This window comes from Dankookia sp. GCM10030260 (genome assembly GCF_042666655.1).
Lineage (GTDB): Bacteria > Pseudomonadota > Alphaproteobacteria > Acetobacterales > Acetobacteraceae > Paracraurococcus.
On sequence record NZ_JBHTDE010000002.1, the window covers coordinates 174,372 to 190,054 of the forward strand.

The following is a 15,683-nucleotide window of genomic DNA, read 5'->3' on the forward strand; positions in this document are numbered from 1 at the left end:
GCCGCTCCTTTCCACGCGCCGGCCGTCGCAGGCACCGCCGGCATCGCCTCGGCGAATCCCCGGTCGTCCGACCGACCGCGTGCTGCGACCGGCGGGTGGTGCCGGCGCTTCCCCCTTGCGCGAAGCCCGGCATGAGACTTTCTTTCCCACGACAAGCAGGACAGCCATCGCATGCGCCGCCGGCACAGCCTTGCCCTCCCCCTCCTGCTGGCGCTCCGGGGTGCCGCCTCCGCCCAGGCGCCCTGGCCCAGCCGGCCGGTCCGCATCATCGTGCCTTTCGGCCTCGGCGGCTCGGCGGATGTCGCCGCCCGCTTCCTGGCGGAACCGCTGTCCCAGGCGCTCGGCCAGCCGGTGGTGATCGAGAACCGCCCCGGCGCCGGCGCCGTCATCGGCACCGAGGCGGCGGCCAAAGCGGCACCCGATGGCCACACCCTGCTGCTGATGTCGAACACCCATACGGCGAACGAGACCCTGTTGCCGCAGCGCCCCTATGTGCTGATGCGCGACCTCATGCCGGTCGCCGCCATCAATAGCGCCACCCATGTGCTGGCGGTGCATCCCTCGCTCGGCGTGACCTCGGTGGCGGCGCTGATCGCCAAGGCGAAAGCCGCGCCGGGGACGATCGACTTCGCTTCCTCCGGTCCCGGCACGCCCTACCACATCGCCGGCGAGGTCTTCGCCAGCATGGCCGGCATCCAGCTCAACCACATCCCCTTCCGCGGCTCGAACGACGCACGTACCGCGCTGCTTGCCGGCCAGGTGCCGATGATGTTCGACGCCGTCCCGACCATGCGGGACCAGATCGGTGCCGGCCGCGTCGTCGGCCTGGCCACGACGGGGACCCGGCGCAGCCCGCTGCTGCCCGAATTGCCGGTCGTTGCGGATGCGCTGCCGGGCTATGAGGCGGCGATCTGGCTCGGCCTGATGGCGCCGCGCGGCACGCCGGACCCGGTCGTCGCCCGGCTGCATGCCGAGGTCGGCCGCATCCTCGAGGCCGGCGCGGCGCGCGAGGCCATGGCGCGCGGCGGCGCCGCGCCGATGCCGATGTCGGTCGCCGAATTCGACGCCTTCCTGCGGCGCGACATCGACCGCCAGCGGGAGTGGATCCGCATGGCGAAGATCCAGGTCGGCTGAGCGGGAGAGGCGACGGCATACCGACTACTTGGCGGTCGTCGTCCGCAGGGCCACCCTGCGCGCCAGACAAGGGAGGACGCATGGTCGAGTTCAGCCTGAACGGCGTGCCGGTCGCGCTCGACGTGCCGCCCGAAGCCTCGCTGCTGCATGCGCTGCGTGGCCCGGCCGGGCTTTCCAGCCCGCGCTTCGGCTGCGGCAGCGAACAATGCGGGTCCTGCATGGTGCTGCTGGACGGCGTGCCGACCTGTGCCTGCACCCTGGCGGCCGCGGCCTGCGCCGGGCGCGCGGTGGAGACGGTGGAAGGGCTCGGAACGCCCGAGGCGCCGCACCCGCTGCAACTCGCCTTCCTGGCGGAGCAGGCGGGGCAGTGCGGCTATTGCCTCTCCGGCATCCTGGTCTCCGCCGCGGCGCTGCTGGCGCGTGATCGGGCGCCGGAGGAGGACGCGATCCGCGCGGCGCTGGAGCCGCATCTCTGCCGCTGCGGCAGCCACAACCGGATCATCCGCGCGGTGCAGCGCGCGGCGCGGGAGATGCGGGCGCCACCAGCCGCGACTGCCACCGGCGGCACGGTGCGGCGATGAGCGGCTTCGGTGCGGCGCTTCGTGTCGATGACGGCAAGCCGCGGCTGCCGGGCAGCCTGCATGCCAACCGCCGGCTCTCGCAGTGGCTGGCCTTCCATGCCGACGGCCGGGTCACCATCACGCCTGGCAAGGTGGAACTCGGCCAGGGCATCCTGACGACGCTGAGCCAGATCGCCGCCGATGAACTCGACGTCGATTTCTGCCGCGTCACCGCGCGGCCCGCCGCCGCGCCCGGCAGCCCGGACGAAGCGGTGACCAGCGGCAGCCTCTCCACCCAGGACAGCGGCGGCGCCCTGCGCCATGCCTGTGCCGCGGCGCGGGCGATCTTCACCCAGGTGGTGGCGCAGCGCACCGGCGTGCCGGTCGAGAGCATCACCATCGAGGACGGCATCTTCCACGGCCCGGCCGGGCCGATCGGAAGCTATTGGGAGCTTGCCGACCAGGCGCTGCTGGACTGCGAAGCGACGCCGGATGCGGTGCCGAAGCCGGCCGCGGCGCGCCGCATCGCCGGCACCTCGGTCGCCCGCATCGACCTGCCCGACAAGGTCTTCGGCGCGGCGCGCTATGTGCACGACCTGCGGCTGCCGGGGATGCTGCAGGCGCGCATGGTGCGGCCGCCGGCACGCCGCGCGGTGCTGGTGGCGGTGCGTGACGGCGCGCTGCCGGGCGATGCGCAGGTGGTGCGCGACGGCAGCTTCCTCGCGGTGCTGGCGACCGCCGAATGGGATGCCGAGGCCGCCGCGGCGCGCCTCGCCGCCCGCGCCAGCTGGGACGAACGGGACACGCTGCCCGAGCAGGCGTTGCTGGCCGACTGGCTGCGCGATGCCGCGACACGCGGCGAGCGCAGCGACGTCGCCCGCGAGGGAAACGCGGCGCCCGCCGCGCGCACCCTGTCGCGCAGCTTCTTCCGCCCCTATCTCGCGCATGCCTCGGTCGCGCCGTCCTGCGCCGTGGCGCGCTGGGATGGCGAGACGGTCACCGTCTGGACCCATACCCAGGGGCCCTACAACCTGCGCGCCGACCTGGCCAAGGCGCTGCGCTGCGCACCCGACAAGGTCGTCGTCCAGCACCGCGAAGGCGCCGGCTGCTACGGCCACAACGGCGCCGACGACGTGGCGCTGGATGCCGTGCTCGCCGCCCGTGCGGTGCCCGGCATCCCGGTGCGGATGCTCTGGTCGCGCGCCGAGGAGGTGGGCTGGTCGCCCTTCTCACCGGCCATGCTGGTGGATGTCGAGGCTGACCTCGACGCCGCCGGCAACATCGCAGCCTGGCGCAGCCATATCATCAGCAACGGCCATTCCTCCCGCCCTGGGCGGGCGCCGGAGCCGACGCTGCTCTCGGCCGCGATGCTGGCCGAGCCGTTCCCGGTGAAGCCCAGCATCAACCCGCCGATGGCGGCCGGCGGCGGGGCGCCACGCAACGGCGTGCCGCTCTATGCCTTTCTGGCGAAGCAGGTGGAGACGACGCGGCTGCTGGAGATGCCGGTGCGTACCTCGGCGCTCCGCGGGCTCGGCGCCACCATCAATGTCTGGGCGATCGAGAGCCTGCTGGACGAGGCCGCGGCGCTGGCCGGCACCGACCCGCTGGAATACCGCCTGCGGCATCTCGACGACCCGCGCGCCGTCGCCGTGCTGGCGCGCGTCGCGGCGATGTCCAACTGGCGCGAACGGTCGCGGCGGGAGGGCTGGGGCATGGGGCTGGGCTTCGCCCGCTACAAGAACACCGGCGCCTGGGCCGCGGTCGTGGCCGAGGTCGAGGCGCGGGAGCGGGTCTACTGCCGCCGGCTCTGGATCGCCGGCGATGTGGGCGAAGTGGTCAATCCCGACGGCGTGGTGAACCAGTTCGAAGGCGGCGCCATCCACGGCACATCCGTTGCGCTGCGCGAGGAGGTCCGCTTCGACCGCCGCCGCATCCTGAGCGATTCCTGGGAGGAATTCCCGATCCTCCGCTTTTCCGAGGTGCCGAAGGTGGCGGTCGACATCATCGCCCGGCCCGACCAGCCCTTCCTCGGCGCCGGCGAGGCCAGCATGGCGCCGACCATCGCCGCGATCGCCGGCGGCATCCACCAGGCGCTCGGCGTCCGTCCGCGTGCGCTGCCCTTCACGCCGAGCAACCTTGCCAAAGCGGATCCATGATCAAGCTCACACTCGCCTGCGCCGCCACCGACCGCACCCGCCCGCTGATCGACGGCCGCGTCACCGTCCCCGGCTGCGACATCACCTTCCTGCCCGGCGAGCCGGAGGACATCTTCCGCCGGGCGCTGCGCGACCGCGCCTTCGATGTCAGCGAGCTTTCCATGGGCTCGCACATCGTCACCACCGCGCGTGGCGACAGCCCCTATGTCGGCATCCCCGTCTTCCTGTCCCGCGCCTTCCGGCATTCCGCCATCTATGTCCGCACCGATCGCGGCATCACCGCGGCGGCCGACCTCGCCGGCCGCACCATCGGCCTGCCGGAATACCAGCAGACCGCCGCACTTTGGGTGCGCGGCATCCTGCGCGAACACTACGGCGTCGACACGCGCGGCATCGCCTGGCGCACCGGCGGCGAGCGGGTGGCGATCACCTTGCCGGACGGCTTCGACGTGCGTCCGCTCGGCCGCGACCTGGAAGCGGCGCTGGAGGCCGGCGAGATCGACGCGCTGATCGCGCCGCGCCCGCCCGCCTGCCTCGGCCGCGCTCCGGTCGCCCGGCTCTACTCCGACTACCGGGCGGAGGAGATGGCCTGGCACAAGGCCAGCGGCTTCTTCCCGATCATGCACTGCCTCGCCGTCCGCAAGGACATCGCCGCCGCGCATCCCTGGCTGCCGCTGGAACTGCACCGCGCGGCGTGCCGCGCGAAGGCGCTGTCGCTGGCGGAGTTGCAGATGGTCAACGTGCTGCGCGTCTCGCTGCCCTGGATCGCCGCGGCCTACGAGGAACAGGCGGCGGTGATGGGCGGCGATCCCTGGCCCTATGGCTTCGCCCGGAACCGTGACGAGGTGGCGGCGATGATCCGCTATGCCGTTGCGGATGGCCTCGCCGCCGAGGCGATCCAGCCCGAGTCCCTGTTCCACCCCAGCGCGCTGGCCGAGCCGGGCTGAACGGCGCGCCGCGGCCAGGCCGGCGGGGAGGGAAGCGCCGTTTCCTGCCCAACCGGTCTTGACCGCCGAACAGGTCAGGCACCGCTATTGCTGCTGCGCGTGCCGCCGCCGGTGTTGTAGACCGGCGGGCCGCTGGCCGGCTGCAAGGGGCCGCAGGCGGTCAGGGCCAGCGCCGCCACGAGGACGAAAAATCGGATCACGCCGGATGCAGCGCGCCGCTGGCGGTGACGTCGCGATCAGGCCGGCGTGAGGCCGAGCCGCGCATCCCGCCGGCGCAGCCAATGCAGCAGCGGCAGGCTCAGCGCCACCATCCAGAGCTTGCCGAGGACTTGGCCGGGCAGGAATTCCAGGCTGCCGAAGGCGAGTTGCAGGAACACGAGGCTGTCCACCACCAAGCCGGCCAGGCTGCTGACGACCACCGCCCGCACCAGGCCGCGCCGCTGCAGGGGCGTATAGACCAGCAGGTCGGCCAGCTCGCTGAGCAGGAAGGCGAGGGCCGAGGCAAGCACCAGCGCCGGCGGCGCCAGCAGGGCCGAGAGCGCCGCGCCCGCCAGGATCGCCGCCGCCGACCAGGCGAGGCCGAGCCGCCGCTGCACCAGGTCGCGCAGCACCAGGGCGAGCCCGACCATCAGCACGCCGGAGGGCGCCATGATGCCGGGCGCGACCGGGATCAGGCAGGGCCCTTGCGGGATGCACATCGTGCCGGCATGACCGATCAGCCAGTTAGCCGCCGGGATGCAGAGACCGAAAAGGGCGAGGAACACGAAGCCCTCGCCGCGGCGGTGGATGTCGTCAGCCATTCCAGATCTCCCAGCCCCGGCGGCGCAGGTCGCAGGCGGGGCAGGCGCCGCAGCCGAAGCCCCAGGGGTGTTGATGGGTGCGGTCGCCGAGGTAGCAGCTATGCGTGTCAGCGCGGATCGCCTCGACCAGCGCGGCACCGCCGAGCCGTTCGGCCAGCGCCCAGGTCGCCGCCTTGTCGCGCCACATCAGCGGCGTGTGCAGCACGAAGCGCGCCTGCATGCCGAGGTTGATGGCGACCTGCAGCGCCTTCACCGTGTCGTCGCGGCAATCGGGGTAGCCGGAATAGTCGGTCTCGCAGACGCCGGCGACGATGTGTTTGACGCCGCGGCGATAGGCCAGGGCAGCCGCGAAGGTGAGGAAAAGCAGGTTGCGGCCCGGGACGAAGGTGTTGGGCAGCCCGTCCGCCTGCATGGCGATCTCGGTGTCCCGGGTCAGCGCGGTGTCGGACACCGCGCGCAGCGCGTCGAGCGTCAGCACGTGGTCCTCGCCGAGCTTCGCCGCCCAATGCGGGTTCTCCGCCGCCAGCCGGGTGCGGAAGGTGCCGCGCACCTCGAGCTCGACGCGGTGGCGCTGGCCATAGTCGAAGCCGACGGTCTCGACATGGGCGAAGCGGTCGAGCGCCCAGGCGAGGCAGGTGGCGGAATCCTGGCCGCCGCTGAACAGCACCAGGGCGGCGTCGTCGCGCATCATGCCTCCAGTCGCAGCGCGGCCCAGCGCGCCGCCTCGGCCACCACGGGGTCGGGGTCATCGGTGAGGGCTTGTGCCACGGGGCGCAGCGCCGGGTCTGCCGAATTGCCGATTGCGATCATCACGTTGCGCACGAAGCGGTCGCGGCCGATGCGCTTGACCGGGCTGCCGCTGAACAGCGTGCGGAAGCCGGCATCGTCCAGCGCGGCGAGCTCGGCCAGCTTCGGCGCCTGCAAGGCGGCGCGCGGGGCGAAGCCGGGCTCGCTATGGGCGCGGGCGAATTTGTTCCAGGGGCAGACCGCCAGGCAATCGTCGCAGCCGTAGATGCGGTTGCCCATGGGCGCGCGATGCTCCTCGGGGATCGGGCCCTTGTGCTCTATCGTCAGGTAGGAGAGGCAGCGCCGGGCATCGAGCCGATAGGGCGCCGGGAAGGCATCGGTCGGGCAGACCGCGAGGCAGTTGCGGCAGGTGCCGCAATGGTCGCCCTCCGGTGCATCGGGCGCCAGCGCCAGCGTGGTGTAGATCTCGCCCAGGAACAGCCAGGACCCATGGCGGCGGCTGACCAGGTTGCTGTGCTTGCCCTGCCAGCCGAGCCCGGCCTGCTGCGCCAGCGGCTTCTCGGCGACCGGCGCGGTGTCGACGAAGACCTTCAGCGCCGTGCCGAAGCGCTGCCCCATCCAGCGGCCGAGCGCCTTCAGCCGCGACTTCACCACGTCATGGTAGTCGCGCCCCTGGGCATAGACGCTGATCGCGCCGCGGTCGCGCCGCGCCAGCACTGCCAGCGGGTCCTCGCCCGGCGCGTAGGACAGGCCGAGCGAGATGACGCTGACCGCCTCCGGCCACAACGCGCGCGGCTGAGCGCGTTGCGCCGCACGGTCGGCCAGCCAGCCCATCGTGCCGTGCATCCCGGCCTCGAGGAAGGCGTCCAGCCGGGCGCGGACCGCCTCCGGCAGCAGTGCCTCGGTGAAGCCGATCGCGTCGAAGCCGAGCCGCTGCGCCTCGGCCCGGATCAGCTCGCGCGGGTCAGCCGCGGCCGCGATAGGGCTGCACCCCCTGGTCGGGCACCCAGACGCCGGCCGGCGCCGGGCCGGTCTGGTAGAAGACGTCGATCGGGATGCCGCCGCGCGGGTACCAGTAGCCGCCGATCCGCAGCCAGGCCGGCGCCAGCGCCTCCACCAGCCGGCGGGCGATCGAGACCGTGCAGGCCTCGTGGAAGGCGCCGTGGTTGCGGAAGGCGCCGAGATAGAGCTTCAGCGACTTGCTCTCGACCAGCCAGTCCTGCGGCACGTAGTCGATCACCAGATGCGCGAAATCAGGCTGGCCGGTCATCGGGCATAGCGAGGTGAACTCCGGCGCGGCGAAGCGCACGAGGTACTGCACCCCGGGATGCGGATTCGGCACGCGTTCCAGCACCGCGGCCTCGGGCGAAGTCGGCGCGGTCGTATAGTGGCCCAGCAGCGTCAGGCCGGAGGTGTCGGTGATGGCCTCGGTCATCGCAGCGTCTCCCGGTCCTCGGCCAGTTCCGCCTTAGCCGTGTCGTCGGGTGGCTCGTCGCCCGCCGCCCAGGCGGCTTCCAGTTCGGCCGCATGGGCGTCGAGGCGCTTGGCCAATATGGCGTCGCGCAGTCCCCGCGTCAGGTCCTGGTAGTACTGCACGTTGTGCCACGTCAGCAGCATCGGGCCGAGCATCTCCTCCGCCTTGATGAGGTGGTGGAGATAGGCGCGGGAATGCCGCGTGCAGGCCAAGCAGCCGCAATCGGGGTCGATCGGCCGCCGGTCCTCGGCGTGCTTCGCGTTGCGCAGGTTCATCATGCCGCGGCTGGTATAGGCGCGGCCGGTCCGCCCCGACCGGGTCGGGATGACGCAGTCGAACATGTCGATCCCCCGCCTGACTGCGCCAACGATGTCCGACGGCGTCCCCACCCCCATCAGGTAGCGCGGCGCCGCTGTCGGCATCAGCGGCATGGTGCAGTCGAGTACGCCGAACATCGCCGCCTGGCCCTCGCCGACCGCGAGGCCGCCGACCGCATAGCCCTCGAAGCCGATATCGGCCAAGGCGGCGACGCTCTCGGCCCGCAGCGCCGGATAGGTGCTGCCCTGGACGATGCCGAACAGGCCATAGCCCTCGCGCGGCACGAAGGCGTCGCGGCAGCGCTTCGCCCAGCGCATCGACAGGCGCATCGACGTCGCGGCCTGCTCCTCGGTCGCCGGGAAGGGCGTGCACTCGTCGAGGCACATGGTCACGTCCGCATCCAGCAGCCGCTGGATCTCGATGCTGCGCTCCGGCGTCAGGCGATGCCTGCTGCCGTCGAGGTGGCTGCGGAAGGTGACGCCACCCTCGTCCATCTGCCGCAGCTCGTTCAGGCTCATGACCTGGTAGCCGCCGCTGTCGGTCAGGATCGGCCCCTGCCAGTCCATCAGCTTGTGCAATCCGCCGAGCCGGCCGACCCGTTCGGCGCCAGGGCGCAGCATCAGGTGGTAGGTGTTGCCGAGCACCATGCGCGCGCCCGTCGCGCGGACGCTGTCGGCAGTCATCGCCTTGACCGTGCCGGCGGTGCCGACCGGCATGAACACGGGCGTCTCCACCTCGCCATGCGCGGTGTGCAGCACGCCGCGGCGGGCGGCGCCGTCCTGCGCCGTCTTGGTCCAGTGCAGGGTCATGCGGCGTCCTCGGCGCGGGTCAGCAGGCTGCCGTCGCCATAGCTGTAGAAGCGGTAGCCCTGCTCGATCGCGTGCTCGTAGGCCGACCGCATCCGCGCCGTGCCGGCGAAGGCGGAGACCAGCATGAACAGCGTGGACTTCGGCAAGTGGAAATTCGTCATCAGCAGGTCGGCTGCGCGGAACCGGTGGCCCGGCAGCAGGAAGATGTCGGTCAGCCCGCGGAACGGCCGCACCGGCCGCAACGCATCTTCGCCGCCGAGCGCCGCCGTCTCCAGCAGCCGCAGCGCCGTGGTGCCGATGGCGACGATCCGCCCGCCCGCCGGCCGCGCCGCGTTGATCGTCGCCGCCGCCTCCGCAGTCACCTCGCCCCATTCGGCATGCAGCCGGTGCGCCCGCGGGTCCTCGGCGCGCATCGGCAGGAAAGTGCCGGCGCCGACATGCAAGGTGACGGTGGCCCGCCGCACCCCGCGCGCCTCCAGCGCCGCGACCAGCCCTTCGGTGAAATGCAGGCTAGCGGTGGGTGCCGCCACCGCGCCGGGCCGCTGCGCGAACAGGGTCTGGTAGTCCGCCCGGTCCTCCGGCCGCGGGCCGTCCGGCCGGGCGATATAGGGCGGCAGGGGGATTTCCCCGGCCTGGTCCAGCGCCGCCGCCAGCACCGCCGGATCGGGGCCGAAATCGAGCCGCGCGGTGCCGCCGTCGCGTGCCAGCACGCGGCAGGGCAGGCCGGGCGCGCCGTCGATTGCGATGACGTCGCCCGGGCGCAGCCGCCGGGCATTGCGCACCAGCGCCTCCCAGCTGCCGTCCGGGTCGGCGCGGTTCAGCATGATCTCCACCGCCGCCTCGCCGCGCCGGCCATGCAGCCGGGCGGGGATCACCCGGGTGTCGTTCACCACCATGACGTCGCCGCGGCCCAGCAGGCCGGGCAGGTCGCGCATGACCCGGTCCTGCAGCCCGGCGGGATCCACCACCAGCAGCCGGGCCGCGTCGCGCGGCCGCATCGGCGCCTGGGCAACAAGCCGGTCTGGCAGCATGAAATCGAATTCCGCCGTCCGCAGGGCGGGCGCCGAAGGGGCAGGGGGGGCGGGCATCGGCGGGCGGTAGCGCGGACGCCCGTGGAAGGCAACACGAACCCGCCACCCGGCCGCCGCGGCGGATGCCCGCGTTATGAATATCGGCGTATAACGCCCGCCGCACGCCGCGCGCGGACCCCAGGTTGACCGCCCAGCGAAAGGACTGTCATGCACCGCCGCTCCCTCCTCCTCGCCGGCCTCGCCTTCGGTTCGGCCCGGGCGCAGGAGACCGCGCCGCTGACCGTCTTCGCCGCCGCTTCGCTGCAGGACGGGCTGCGCGCGCTGGAACCGCTGTGGCGCGCCGCCGCGGCCGGCAATCCGCCGGTCCGCTTCTCCTTCGCCGCCTCCTCGGCCCTCGCCAGGCAGGTCGAGCAGGGCGCCCCGGCCGACCTCTTCCTGAGCGCCGACGAACCCTGGATGGACTACCTCGCCCAGCGCGGGCTGATCCTGCGGGAAAGCCGGGTCAGCCCGCTCGGCAATGCGCTGGTGCTGATCGCGCCGGCGGATTCGACGCTGTCGCCACCCGCGCCAGGGCCGGGGATGGACCTTGCCGGCCTGCTCGGGCCGCAGGGCAGGCTGGCCACCGGCGATCCGGCGCATGTGCCCGCCGGCCTCTACGCCAAAGCGGCGCTGGAGAATTTCGGCCAATGGGCCGTGATCGCGCCGCGCCTGGCACGGGCCGAGAACGTCCGCGCCGCGCTGCTGCTGGTCGAGCGGGGCGAGGCGCCGCTCGGCATCGTCTATGCGACCGATGCGCGGGCCAGCCAGGGGGTGAAGGTGCTTGGAACCTTCCCGCCGGGCAGCCATCCGCCGGTCACCTATCCTTTCGCGGTGACCCGGCGGGCGGCGGACAGGCCGGCAGCCCGCATGCTGCTGGCCTTCCTGGCCGGCCCGGTCGCGGCGGAGACCTGGCGGCGCTTCGGTTTCACCACCGCCGGGCCGTGACGGTGCGATTGGCGGGGGAGAAGATATGCACCCCGAACCCCGCTTACTCCCGCCGTCCCGAGAATCCGTGGCACCTGGCGAACAGCCGGAGCGGAATACGACCGGCCCGATGATACGGGCCCGCTTCCCTCGCAGAGCTTCCAGGCGCGATGTGATTGCGTGGGCGCGCGCCGGCTCACGGCGGCGCATTGCCTGGCACGTCGAGTCAATGCGCGGGATCCGCCACCCGGCATCGGCCTTACCCGGCGGATGGATCGAGGGCCTGGCGCGTTTCGGCCATGACGGCAGCGCCCGAACATCGACGGTACGACCGGTCTGACGACCGGCAGGACCTGCATGCCGGAAGGCCGATGGCGGACGCCGGCAGCACGGTCGCGCCGCTGGGTGCGGTCGAGGCTGCGTATCCGCGGAAACGCATGCTGCAGGTCTTCCTCGACAATGCCCGCACCCATCACGCCAAGCTGCCGCAGGCTTGACCGGCGCAGCCGGGATGCCGGACAGGCTGCACGTCAACCCGGCCTGCTGCCCGCATCTCGGGGCGATCGGGCGGCCCTGGGGCCAGATGCACGAGCACGGCGCCCACAACCGATGTCACACCACCCGCGCCGATCTCAGCCAGGCGTTCATGCCGTTCCCGCGCGACGAGGTGCCGCGAACACGGCACGTCAACCGCGATGCGGTTTCGGGCAACTTCCGTACATCCGGGTCAGCCCCGATCTTGCTGCCTTAGAGATTCCGCCGTGCCTGCCGTAGCGTCGGCAACCCGATCCCCGCCGCGTCGAACCCGCCATCCACCGCGATCTCCTGCCCCGTCAGGTAGCTGGCGCGGTCGGAGCAGAGGAAGAAGATCGCCTCGGCCAATTCCTCCTCCAGCCCGTAGCGGGCCAGAGGGATGGCGTCGTGGTAGTCACGGCGGATCTCCGGCGTGTGCACCGCCTTGGCCATCGCCGTCTCGACCGGCCCCGGCGCCACCGCATTCACCCGGATGCCGAGCGCGGCCAGTTCCACCGCCTGCTGCTTCGTCAGGTGGGCCAGCGCCGCCTTGCTGGTCCCATAGGCCACCCGCAGCGTTGAGGCGCGCAGGCCGGAGATCGAGGTGACGTTCACCACCGCGCCGCCACCGCCTTCCGCCATGATCGCCGCCGCCGCCTGGGTCGCCAGGAAAGGCCCGCCGAGGTTCACCGCCAGCACGCGGTTCCATTCCTCCGGCGTCGTCTCCAGCAGCGGCTTGAACACCGCGGTCCCGGCATTGTTGACCAGCGCATCCAGCCGCCCGAAGCGCGCCGCGGCGCGCTGCACGGCGGGAAAGACTGCAGCGGCATCGGCCACGTCGCAGTGCAGCGCCAGGGTGCGGTCCGGCGCGGCCAGGCCGGCCATCGCGCCGTCCAGCAGCGCCGCATCGATGTCGAGCAGCGCGACGCGCCAGCCATCGCCCAGGAAGCGCCGCGCGGTGGCCAGGCCGATGCCGCGCCCGGCGCCGGTCACCAGGGCAACCTTGTCCATCTCCGTCTCCCTCCCGCGGTCAGCCGGCGCAGCTATGGCAAAACGGCGCGGCACACAACCAGTGGACACCTGCGCTCCGGCAGGCTGGTCTGCCCGCCTGCCGAACCTTTCCGGCGGTGCCATCGCGCTGTTCTGGCTGGCTTCGGGCGCCCTGATCGGCGCCGGCCTGGCAGGCGAGGCGCAGGCTTCCGCCGCCCTCGTGCTCGGCGCTGGCCTGCACCGCGCGGCACGACATCGAGGCGCGGCAGCAGATGGTGTGCGAGCGGCGCAACGACATCCCGCCGCCGCGCTTCGCCGATGGGCTGGGGCAGCTACCCCTCCCTCGCGCCGTAGTCCGGCCCGAGCGGCACCTTGCCGCCGCCCGCCGGCCGCTCCTGCACATAGGTCGGCCAGGCCAGGCCGGTGACCCGGCCGCGAAGGGTCCGCAGCAGGGCGCGGCCCTCCTCCACCGGCACGGCGAAGCGGGCGGTGCCGGGGGCGGGGTCGAGCTGATGCAGGTAGTAGGGCTTGATGCGGGCACGCAGCATGGCGCGGAACAGCGCCTCCAGCGCCGCGGCGCTGTCGTTGACGCCGCGCAGCAGGACGCTCTGGCCGAGCAGCACCACGCCGGCGCGGGCCAGCCGGGCCAGCGCCTCGCCCGCCTCGGCGGTGAATTCGCGCGCGTGGTTGGCGTGCACGCAAAGGTACAAAGGCTTGGCCGTGTCCAGCGCCGCGGCCAGCGCCGGCGTCACCGACCCCGGGGAGGCGACCGGCACGCGGCTGTGGATGCGCAGGATCTCGATATGCGGCAGCGCCGCCAGCCGGCGCAGGATCTCCCCCAGCCGCCGCGGCGAGAGCATCAGCGGGTCGCCGCCGGTCAGGATCGCCTCCCGCACCTGCGGCGTGCGGTCGAACCAGGCCAGCGCTGCCTCCAGCTCCGCGGCGTCCAGCAGCCCGCCATCCGGCCCCACCGCCTCGCGCCGGAAGCAGAAGCGGCAATAGACCGGGCAGGCCAGCAGCGGCTTCAGCAGGGCGCGGTCGGGGTAGCGGTGCACCACGCCCTTCACCGGGGTGAAGGGGCCGTCGGCGGTCGGGTCGGCCAGCTCGTGCGGGGCGGTCAGCAGCTCCGCCGCGTCGGGGACATATTGCCGGGCAATCGGGTCGGCCGGGTCGGCCGGGTCGATGAGCGCCGCCATCGCCGGGGTGACGGCGATGCTGTAGCGCGCCGCCACCGCCTCGGCCGCCGGCAGCGCCGCGGCCGGCAGCAGCCCGGCCGCGTGCAGCGCGCGCGGCGAGGTCAGGGTGCGGCCAAGGCGGGGCGGAGTGCCGTCGGGCATGGTCGGTGGGGTATAGGGCAAGGGGGCGCGGCCTGGAACGGCCGGGCAGGGGGCAGGTGCCACGCTTCGTGCCATGATGGCCGCATGTCCCCGACCCCGACCTGGCACCCCGAGAGTCTCGCCGCACGGCTGCCCTTCCTCCGCCGCCGCGCCGCACTCACCGCCACCACCCGCGCCTTCTTCACCGCCCGCGGCTATCAGGAGGTCGAGACCCCCTGCCTGGTGCCGGTGCCCGGCATGGAGGTCCACCTCCAGGCCTTCCGCAGCGAATACCTGCCGCATCTCGGCATGGGCGAGGCGCGCACCCTTTGGCTGCGCACCTCGCCGGAACTGGCGCTGAAACGCCTGCTGGTTGCCGGCGCTGGCCCGGTCTTCGAACTCGCCCGGGTCTGGCGCAACGGCGAGGCCAGCCCGCGCCACGCCCCGGAATTCACCATGCTGGAATGGTACCGCCCGGGCCTGCCCTTCGCAGGGATGCTGGCGGAGACCGAGGATTTCGTTCGCGCCGTCTGCCCCGCCGTGGTCGGCCATGCCGGCGTGGTCACCGACCTGACGCGGCCCTTCGAGCGGATCAGCATGGCCGAGGCCTTCGCCCGCTGGTGCGGCGGGCTCGACCTGCTGGCGACGGTGACGCCGGAGGGGGAGGGGGATGCCAACGCCCTTCGTGCCGCGGCCGCGGCCGTCGGCACTCCGCCGCGTGAGGAAGAGGGCTGGGAGGACCTGTTCTTCCGCCTGCTGCTGGAACGGGTGGAACCGCATCTAGGCCGCGACCGCGCCACCTTCCTCACCCATTGGCCGAGCCCCCAGGCCGCGCTCGCCCGGCGCGACCCGACAGACCCCCGCGCCGCGCTGCGCTTCGAACTCTTTGCCGCCGGGATCGAACTGGCCAACGCCTTCGACGAACTGACCGACCCGGCCGAGCAGCGTGTCCGCTTCACCGCCGACGTTGCCGCCCGCCGCGCCATCCATGGCGCCGAGGGCTGGGATGTGGACGAGGATTTCCTCGCCGCGCTGGAACACGGCATGCCGGCGGGCAGCGGCATCGCCCTCGGCTTCGATCGGCTGGCGATGCTGGCTTCCGGCGCGCGCTCGGTCAGCGACGTGTTGTGGCTGCCCTTCGTGCCCTGAGCTACCCGACCGGCGTCTGCTGGTGCTGCACCAGCCGCCAGCCTTCGGCCACGGCACGGTAGCAGGAGGTGCAGAAGGCCTCGTAGGTCGGCCCGCCGTCCCGCCGCCCGCGCGCCCGATAAGCGAGCACCGCCAGCCCCGGTGCGGGATGCGCGGCACGCCGGTCCGTCATGGTGACCGCGGCCCAGCGCGGCGCCGCCGCCAGGCTTGCGCCGAGCGCCGAACCGGACAGCAGCCCGGTCGGCGGCGGGAAGGCCATGATGCAGGCCGGATCAAGGGACTCGGCCGCACCTTCCCGCCAGAAGCGCTCCTCCAGCGCCCAGAGCGCGGCGTCCTCCCCCGGGGTCACGGCAGCGGTCGCCCGGGATGCGGTTCCGGCGCTGCCGTGACCACGGCCGGCTGGCCCGGCCGCGCCGGCGCGCCGCCATCGTCCGGCTGGCCGAATTCCCGCCGCCCATTCGCGTCGAAGATCATCCGCCGCTGCGCCTCGTCCTCGTCCAGCGCTGCCGCATCGGCCTCGGTCGCGGTGACCGCCAAGTGCACCTGGCCGTCATGCAGCGCGCCGACGAGGGCACGGGCGATCCAGCGGTGCCGGCCGCCGGAGGCATCGTCGCTGCGCATCAGCTTGATGAAGGTGCCATCCAGGTGGTCCACCACGCCGAGCGGATGCCCGTCGCTGCCCAGCACCGGCATCCCGCCGCGGATCGCGCCTGCCGTGTCGTTCATAGGTTCCTCCTGCCCCGGCAGGACGGAACGGCCGGCAGGGCCGAGGGTTC

Annotated in this window: 19 protein-coding genes; 8 read left to right on the forward strand and 11 right to left on the reverse strand. The window is 72.9% G+C overall.

Annotation, left to right across the window (positions count from 1 at the left end; translation table 11 throughout):
* Window positions 1–171 precede the first annotated feature (171 nt).
* The 4 genes from ACFQS7_RS07190 (at window position 172) to ACFQS7_RS07205 (ending at window position 4,797) form a co-directional block, all read left to right on the forward strand.
* Window positions 172–1,134 (forward strand): tripartite tricarboxylate transporter substrate binding protein, encoded by a 963-nt coding sequence (locus tag ACFQS7_RS07190; protein ID WP_380066358.1) that lies wholly within the window; start codon window positions 172–174, stop codon window positions 1,132–1,134.
* Window positions 1,135–1,214: 80 nt separating this feature from the next.
* Window positions 1,215–1,715 (forward strand): (2Fe-2S)-binding protein, encoded by a 501-nt coding sequence (locus tag ACFQS7_RS07195; RefSeq protein WP_380066359.1) that lies wholly within the window; start codon window positions 1,215–1,217, stop codon window positions 1,713–1,715.
* The gene (locus tag ACFQS7_RS07200; protein ID WP_380066360.1) at window positions 1,712–3,850 is read left to right on the forward strand and encodes a molybdopterin cofactor-binding domain-containing protein; all 2,139 of its coding nucleotides are present in this window, start codon (window positions 1,712–1,714) and stop codon (window positions 3,848–3,850) included. Before ACFQS7_RS07195 ends, ACFQS7_RS07200 begins: the two co-directional genes overlap by 4 nt.
* Window positions 3,847–4,797, forward strand: a complete 951-nt coding sequence (locus ACFQS7_RS07205) for an ABC transporter substrate-binding protein (protein ID WP_380066361.1) — start codon at window positions 3,847–3,849, stop codon at window positions 4,795–4,797. The genes ACFQS7_RS07200 and ACFQS7_RS07205 overlap by 4 nt, the downstream gene beginning before the upstream one ends.
* Window positions 4,798–4,871: 74 nt before the next feature.
* Here ACFQS7_RS07205 and ACFQS7_RS07210 read toward each other — a convergent pair whose 3' ends face one another.
* Genes ACFQS7_RS07210 through queA form a run of 7 tightly spaced genes read right to left on the reverse strand, consistent with a single transcriptional unit; the run spans window position 4,872 to window position 10,000 of the window.
* Entirely contained in the window at window positions 4,872–4,997 is a 126-nt protein-coding gene (locus ACFQS7_RS07210) for a hypothetical protein (RefSeq protein WP_380066362.1), read from the reverse strand.
* A 36-nt stretch (window positions 4,998–5,033) separates the two neighbouring features.
* Window positions 5,034–5,597: a VUT family protein gene (locus ACFQS7_RS07215; protein WP_380066363.1), complete on the reverse strand. Its 564-nt coding sequence runs from the start codon at window positions 5,595–5,597 to the stop codon at window positions 5,034–5,036.
* Window positions 5,590–6,285 carry a 7-cyano-7-deazaguanine synthase QueC gene (gene queC / locus ACFQS7_RS07220; protein WP_380067225.1) on the reverse strand — a complete coding sequence of 232 codons (696 nt, stop codon included), beginning with the start codon at window positions 6,283–6,285 and terminating at the stop codon, window positions 5,590–5,592. The genes ACFQS7_RS07215 and queC overlap by 8 nt, the downstream gene beginning before the upstream one ends.
* The gene (gene queG, locus ACFQS7_RS07225; protein ID WP_380067226.1) at window positions 6,285–7,325 is read right to left on the reverse strand and encodes a tRNA epoxyqueuosine(34) reductase QueG; all 1,041 of its coding nucleotides are present in this window, start codon (window positions 7,323–7,325) and stop codon (window positions 6,285–6,287) included. Before queG ends, queC begins: the two co-directional genes overlap by 1 nt.
* Window positions 7,309–7,779: a preQ(1) synthase gene (queF, locus tag ACFQS7_RS07230; RefSeq protein WP_380066364.1), complete on the reverse strand. Its 471-nt coding sequence runs from the start codon at window positions 7,777–7,779 to the stop codon at window positions 7,309–7,311. Before queF ends, queG begins: the two co-directional genes overlap by 17 nt.
* Entirely contained in the window at window positions 7,776–8,945 is a 1,170-nt protein-coding gene (gene tgt / locus ACFQS7_RS07235) for a tRNA guanosine(34) transglycosylase Tgt (protein ID WP_380066365.1), read from the reverse strand. The genes queF and tgt overlap by 4 nt, the downstream gene beginning before the upstream one ends.
* Window positions 8,942–10,000, reverse strand: coding sequence for a tRNA preQ1(34) S-adenosylmethionine ribosyltransferase-isomerase QueA (queA, locus tag ACFQS7_RS07240; RefSeq protein WP_380067227.1), 1,059 nt, complete (start codon window positions 9,998–10,000; stop codon window positions 8,942–8,944). Before queA ends, tgt begins: the two co-directional genes overlap by 4 nt.
* Before the next feature lie 183 nt (window positions 10,001–10,183).
* Here queA and modA point away from each other — a divergent pair, with 183 nt between their 5' ends.
* The 3 genes from modA to ACFQS7_RS07255 all read left to right on the forward strand — a co-directional run bounded on the left by modA (window position 10,184) and on the right by ACFQS7_RS07255 (window position 11,690).
* The gene (gene modA / locus ACFQS7_RS07245; RefSeq protein ID WP_380066366.1) at window positions 10,184–10,960 is read left to right on the forward strand and encodes a molybdate ABC transporter substrate-binding protein; all 777 of its coding nucleotides are present in this window, start codon (window positions 10,184–10,186) and stop codon (window positions 10,958–10,960) included.
* 350 nt (window positions 10,961–11,310) lie between these two features.
* Entirely contained in the window at window positions 11,311–11,436 is a 126-nt protein-coding gene (locus tag ACFQS7_RS07250) for a hypothetical protein (RefSeq protein ID WP_380066367.1), read from the forward strand.
* Between the two features lie 14 nt (window positions 11,437–11,450).
* On the forward strand, window positions 11,451–11,690 hold the full coding sequence (locus tag ACFQS7_RS07255) for a hypothetical protein (protein WP_380066368.1): 240 nt from the start codon (window positions 11,451–11,453) through the stop codon (window positions 11,688–11,690).
* Here ACFQS7_RS07255 and ACFQS7_RS07260 read toward each other — a convergent pair.
* The gene (locus ACFQS7_RS07260; protein WP_380066369.1) at window positions 11,687–12,463 is read right to left on the reverse strand and encodes an SDR family NAD(P)-dependent oxidoreductase; all 777 of its coding nucleotides are present in this window, start codon (window positions 12,461–12,463) and stop codon (window positions 11,687–11,689) included. The genes ACFQS7_RS07255 and ACFQS7_RS07260 overlap by 4 nt on opposite strands.
* A gap of 311 nt (window positions 12,464–12,774) precedes the next feature.
* Window positions 12,775–13,779, reverse strand: coding sequence for a lysine-2,3-aminomutase-like protein (locus tag ACFQS7_RS07265; RefSeq protein ID WP_380066370.1), 1,005 nt, complete (start codon window positions 13,777–13,779; stop codon window positions 12,775–12,777).
* Window positions 13,780–13,863: 84 nt separating this feature from the next.
* On the opposite strand from ACFQS7_RS07265, the gene epmA reads away from it, so the two are divergent.
* On the forward strand, window positions 13,864–14,907 hold the full coding sequence (gene epmA, locus ACFQS7_RS07270) for an EF-P lysine aminoacylase EpmA (RefSeq protein ID WP_380066371.1): 1,044 nt from the start codon (window positions 13,864–13,866) through the stop codon (window positions 14,905–14,907).
* A gap of 1 nt (window position 14,908) precedes the next feature.
* Here epmA and ACFQS7_RS07275 read toward each other — a convergent pair whose 3' ends face one another.
* On the reverse strand, window positions 14,909–15,256 hold the full coding sequence (locus tag ACFQS7_RS07275; protein ID WP_380066372.1) for a DUF4440 domain-containing protein: 348 nt from the start codon (window positions 15,254–15,256) through the stop codon (window positions 14,909–14,911).
* Window positions 15,253–15,633, reverse strand: coding sequence for a DUF2171 domain-containing protein (locus ACFQS7_RS07280; RefSeq protein WP_380066373.1), 381 nt, complete (start codon window positions 15,631–15,633; stop codon window positions 15,253–15,255). The genes ACFQS7_RS07275 and ACFQS7_RS07280 overlap by 4 nt, the downstream gene beginning before the upstream one ends.
* Window positions 15,634–15,683 lie beyond the last annotated feature (50 nt).

Bases quoted from the DNA above. Each gene is read 5' to 3' on its own strand.
- ACFQS7_RS07190 (WP_380066358.1), top strand. From the start codon at position 172: ATGCGCCGCCGGCACAGCCTTGCCCTCCCCCTCCTGCTGGCGCTCCGG.
- ACFQS7_RS07195 (WP_380066359.1), top strand. From the start codon at position 1,215: ATGGTCGAGTTCAGCCTGAACGGCGTGCCGGTCGCGCTCGACGTGCCG.
- ACFQS7_RS07200 (WP_380066360.1), top strand. From the start codon at position 1,712: ATGAGCGGCTTCGGTGCGGCGCTTCGTGTCGATGACGGCAAGCCGCGG.
- ACFQS7_RS07205 (WP_380066361.1), top strand. From the start codon at position 3,847: ATGATCAAGCTCACACTCGCCTGCGCCGCCACCGACCGCACCCGCCCG.
- ACFQS7_RS07215 (WP_380066363.1), bottom strand. From the start codon at position 5,597: ATGGCTGACGACATCCACCGCCGCGGCGAGGGCTTCGTGTTCCTCGCC.
- queC (WP_380067225.1), bottom strand. From the start codon at position 6,285: ATGCGCGACGACGCCGCCCTGGTGCTGTTCAGCGGCGGCCAGGATTCC.
- queF (WP_380066364.1), bottom strand. From the start codon at position 7,779: ATGACCGAGGCCATCACCGACACCTCCGGCCTGACGCTGCTGGGCCAC.
- tgt (WP_380066365.1), bottom strand. From the start codon at position 8,945: ATGACCCTGCACTGGACCAAGACGGCGCAGGACGGCGCCGCCCGCCGC.
- modA (WP_380066366.1), top strand. From the start codon at position 10,184: ATGCACCGCCGCTCCCTCCTCCTCGCCGGCCTCGCCTTCGGTTCGGCC.
- ACFQS7_RS07250 (WP_380066367.1), top strand. From the start codon at position 11,311: ATGGCGGACGCCGGCAGCACGGTCGCGCCGCTGGGTGCGGTCGAGGCT.
- ACFQS7_RS07255 (WP_380066368.1), top strand. From the start codon at position 11,451: ATGCCGGACAGGCTGCACGTCAACCCGGCCTGCTGCCCGCATCTCGGG.
- ACFQS7_RS07260 (WP_380066369.1), bottom strand. From the start codon at position 12,463: ATGGACAAGGTTGCCCTGGTGACCGGCGCCGGGCGCGGCATCGGCCTG.
- ACFQS7_RS07265 (WP_380066370.1), bottom strand. From the start codon at position 13,779: ATGCCCGACGGCACTCCGCCCCGCCTTGGCCGCACCCTGACCTCGCCG.
- epmA (WP_380066371.1), top strand. From the start codon at position 13,864: ATGTCCCCGACCCCGACCTGGCACCCCGAGAGTCTCGCCGCACGGCTG.
- ACFQS7_RS07280 (WP_380066373.1), bottom strand. From the start codon at position 15,633: ATGAACGACACGGCAGGCGCGATCCGCGGCGGGATGCCGGTGCTGGGC.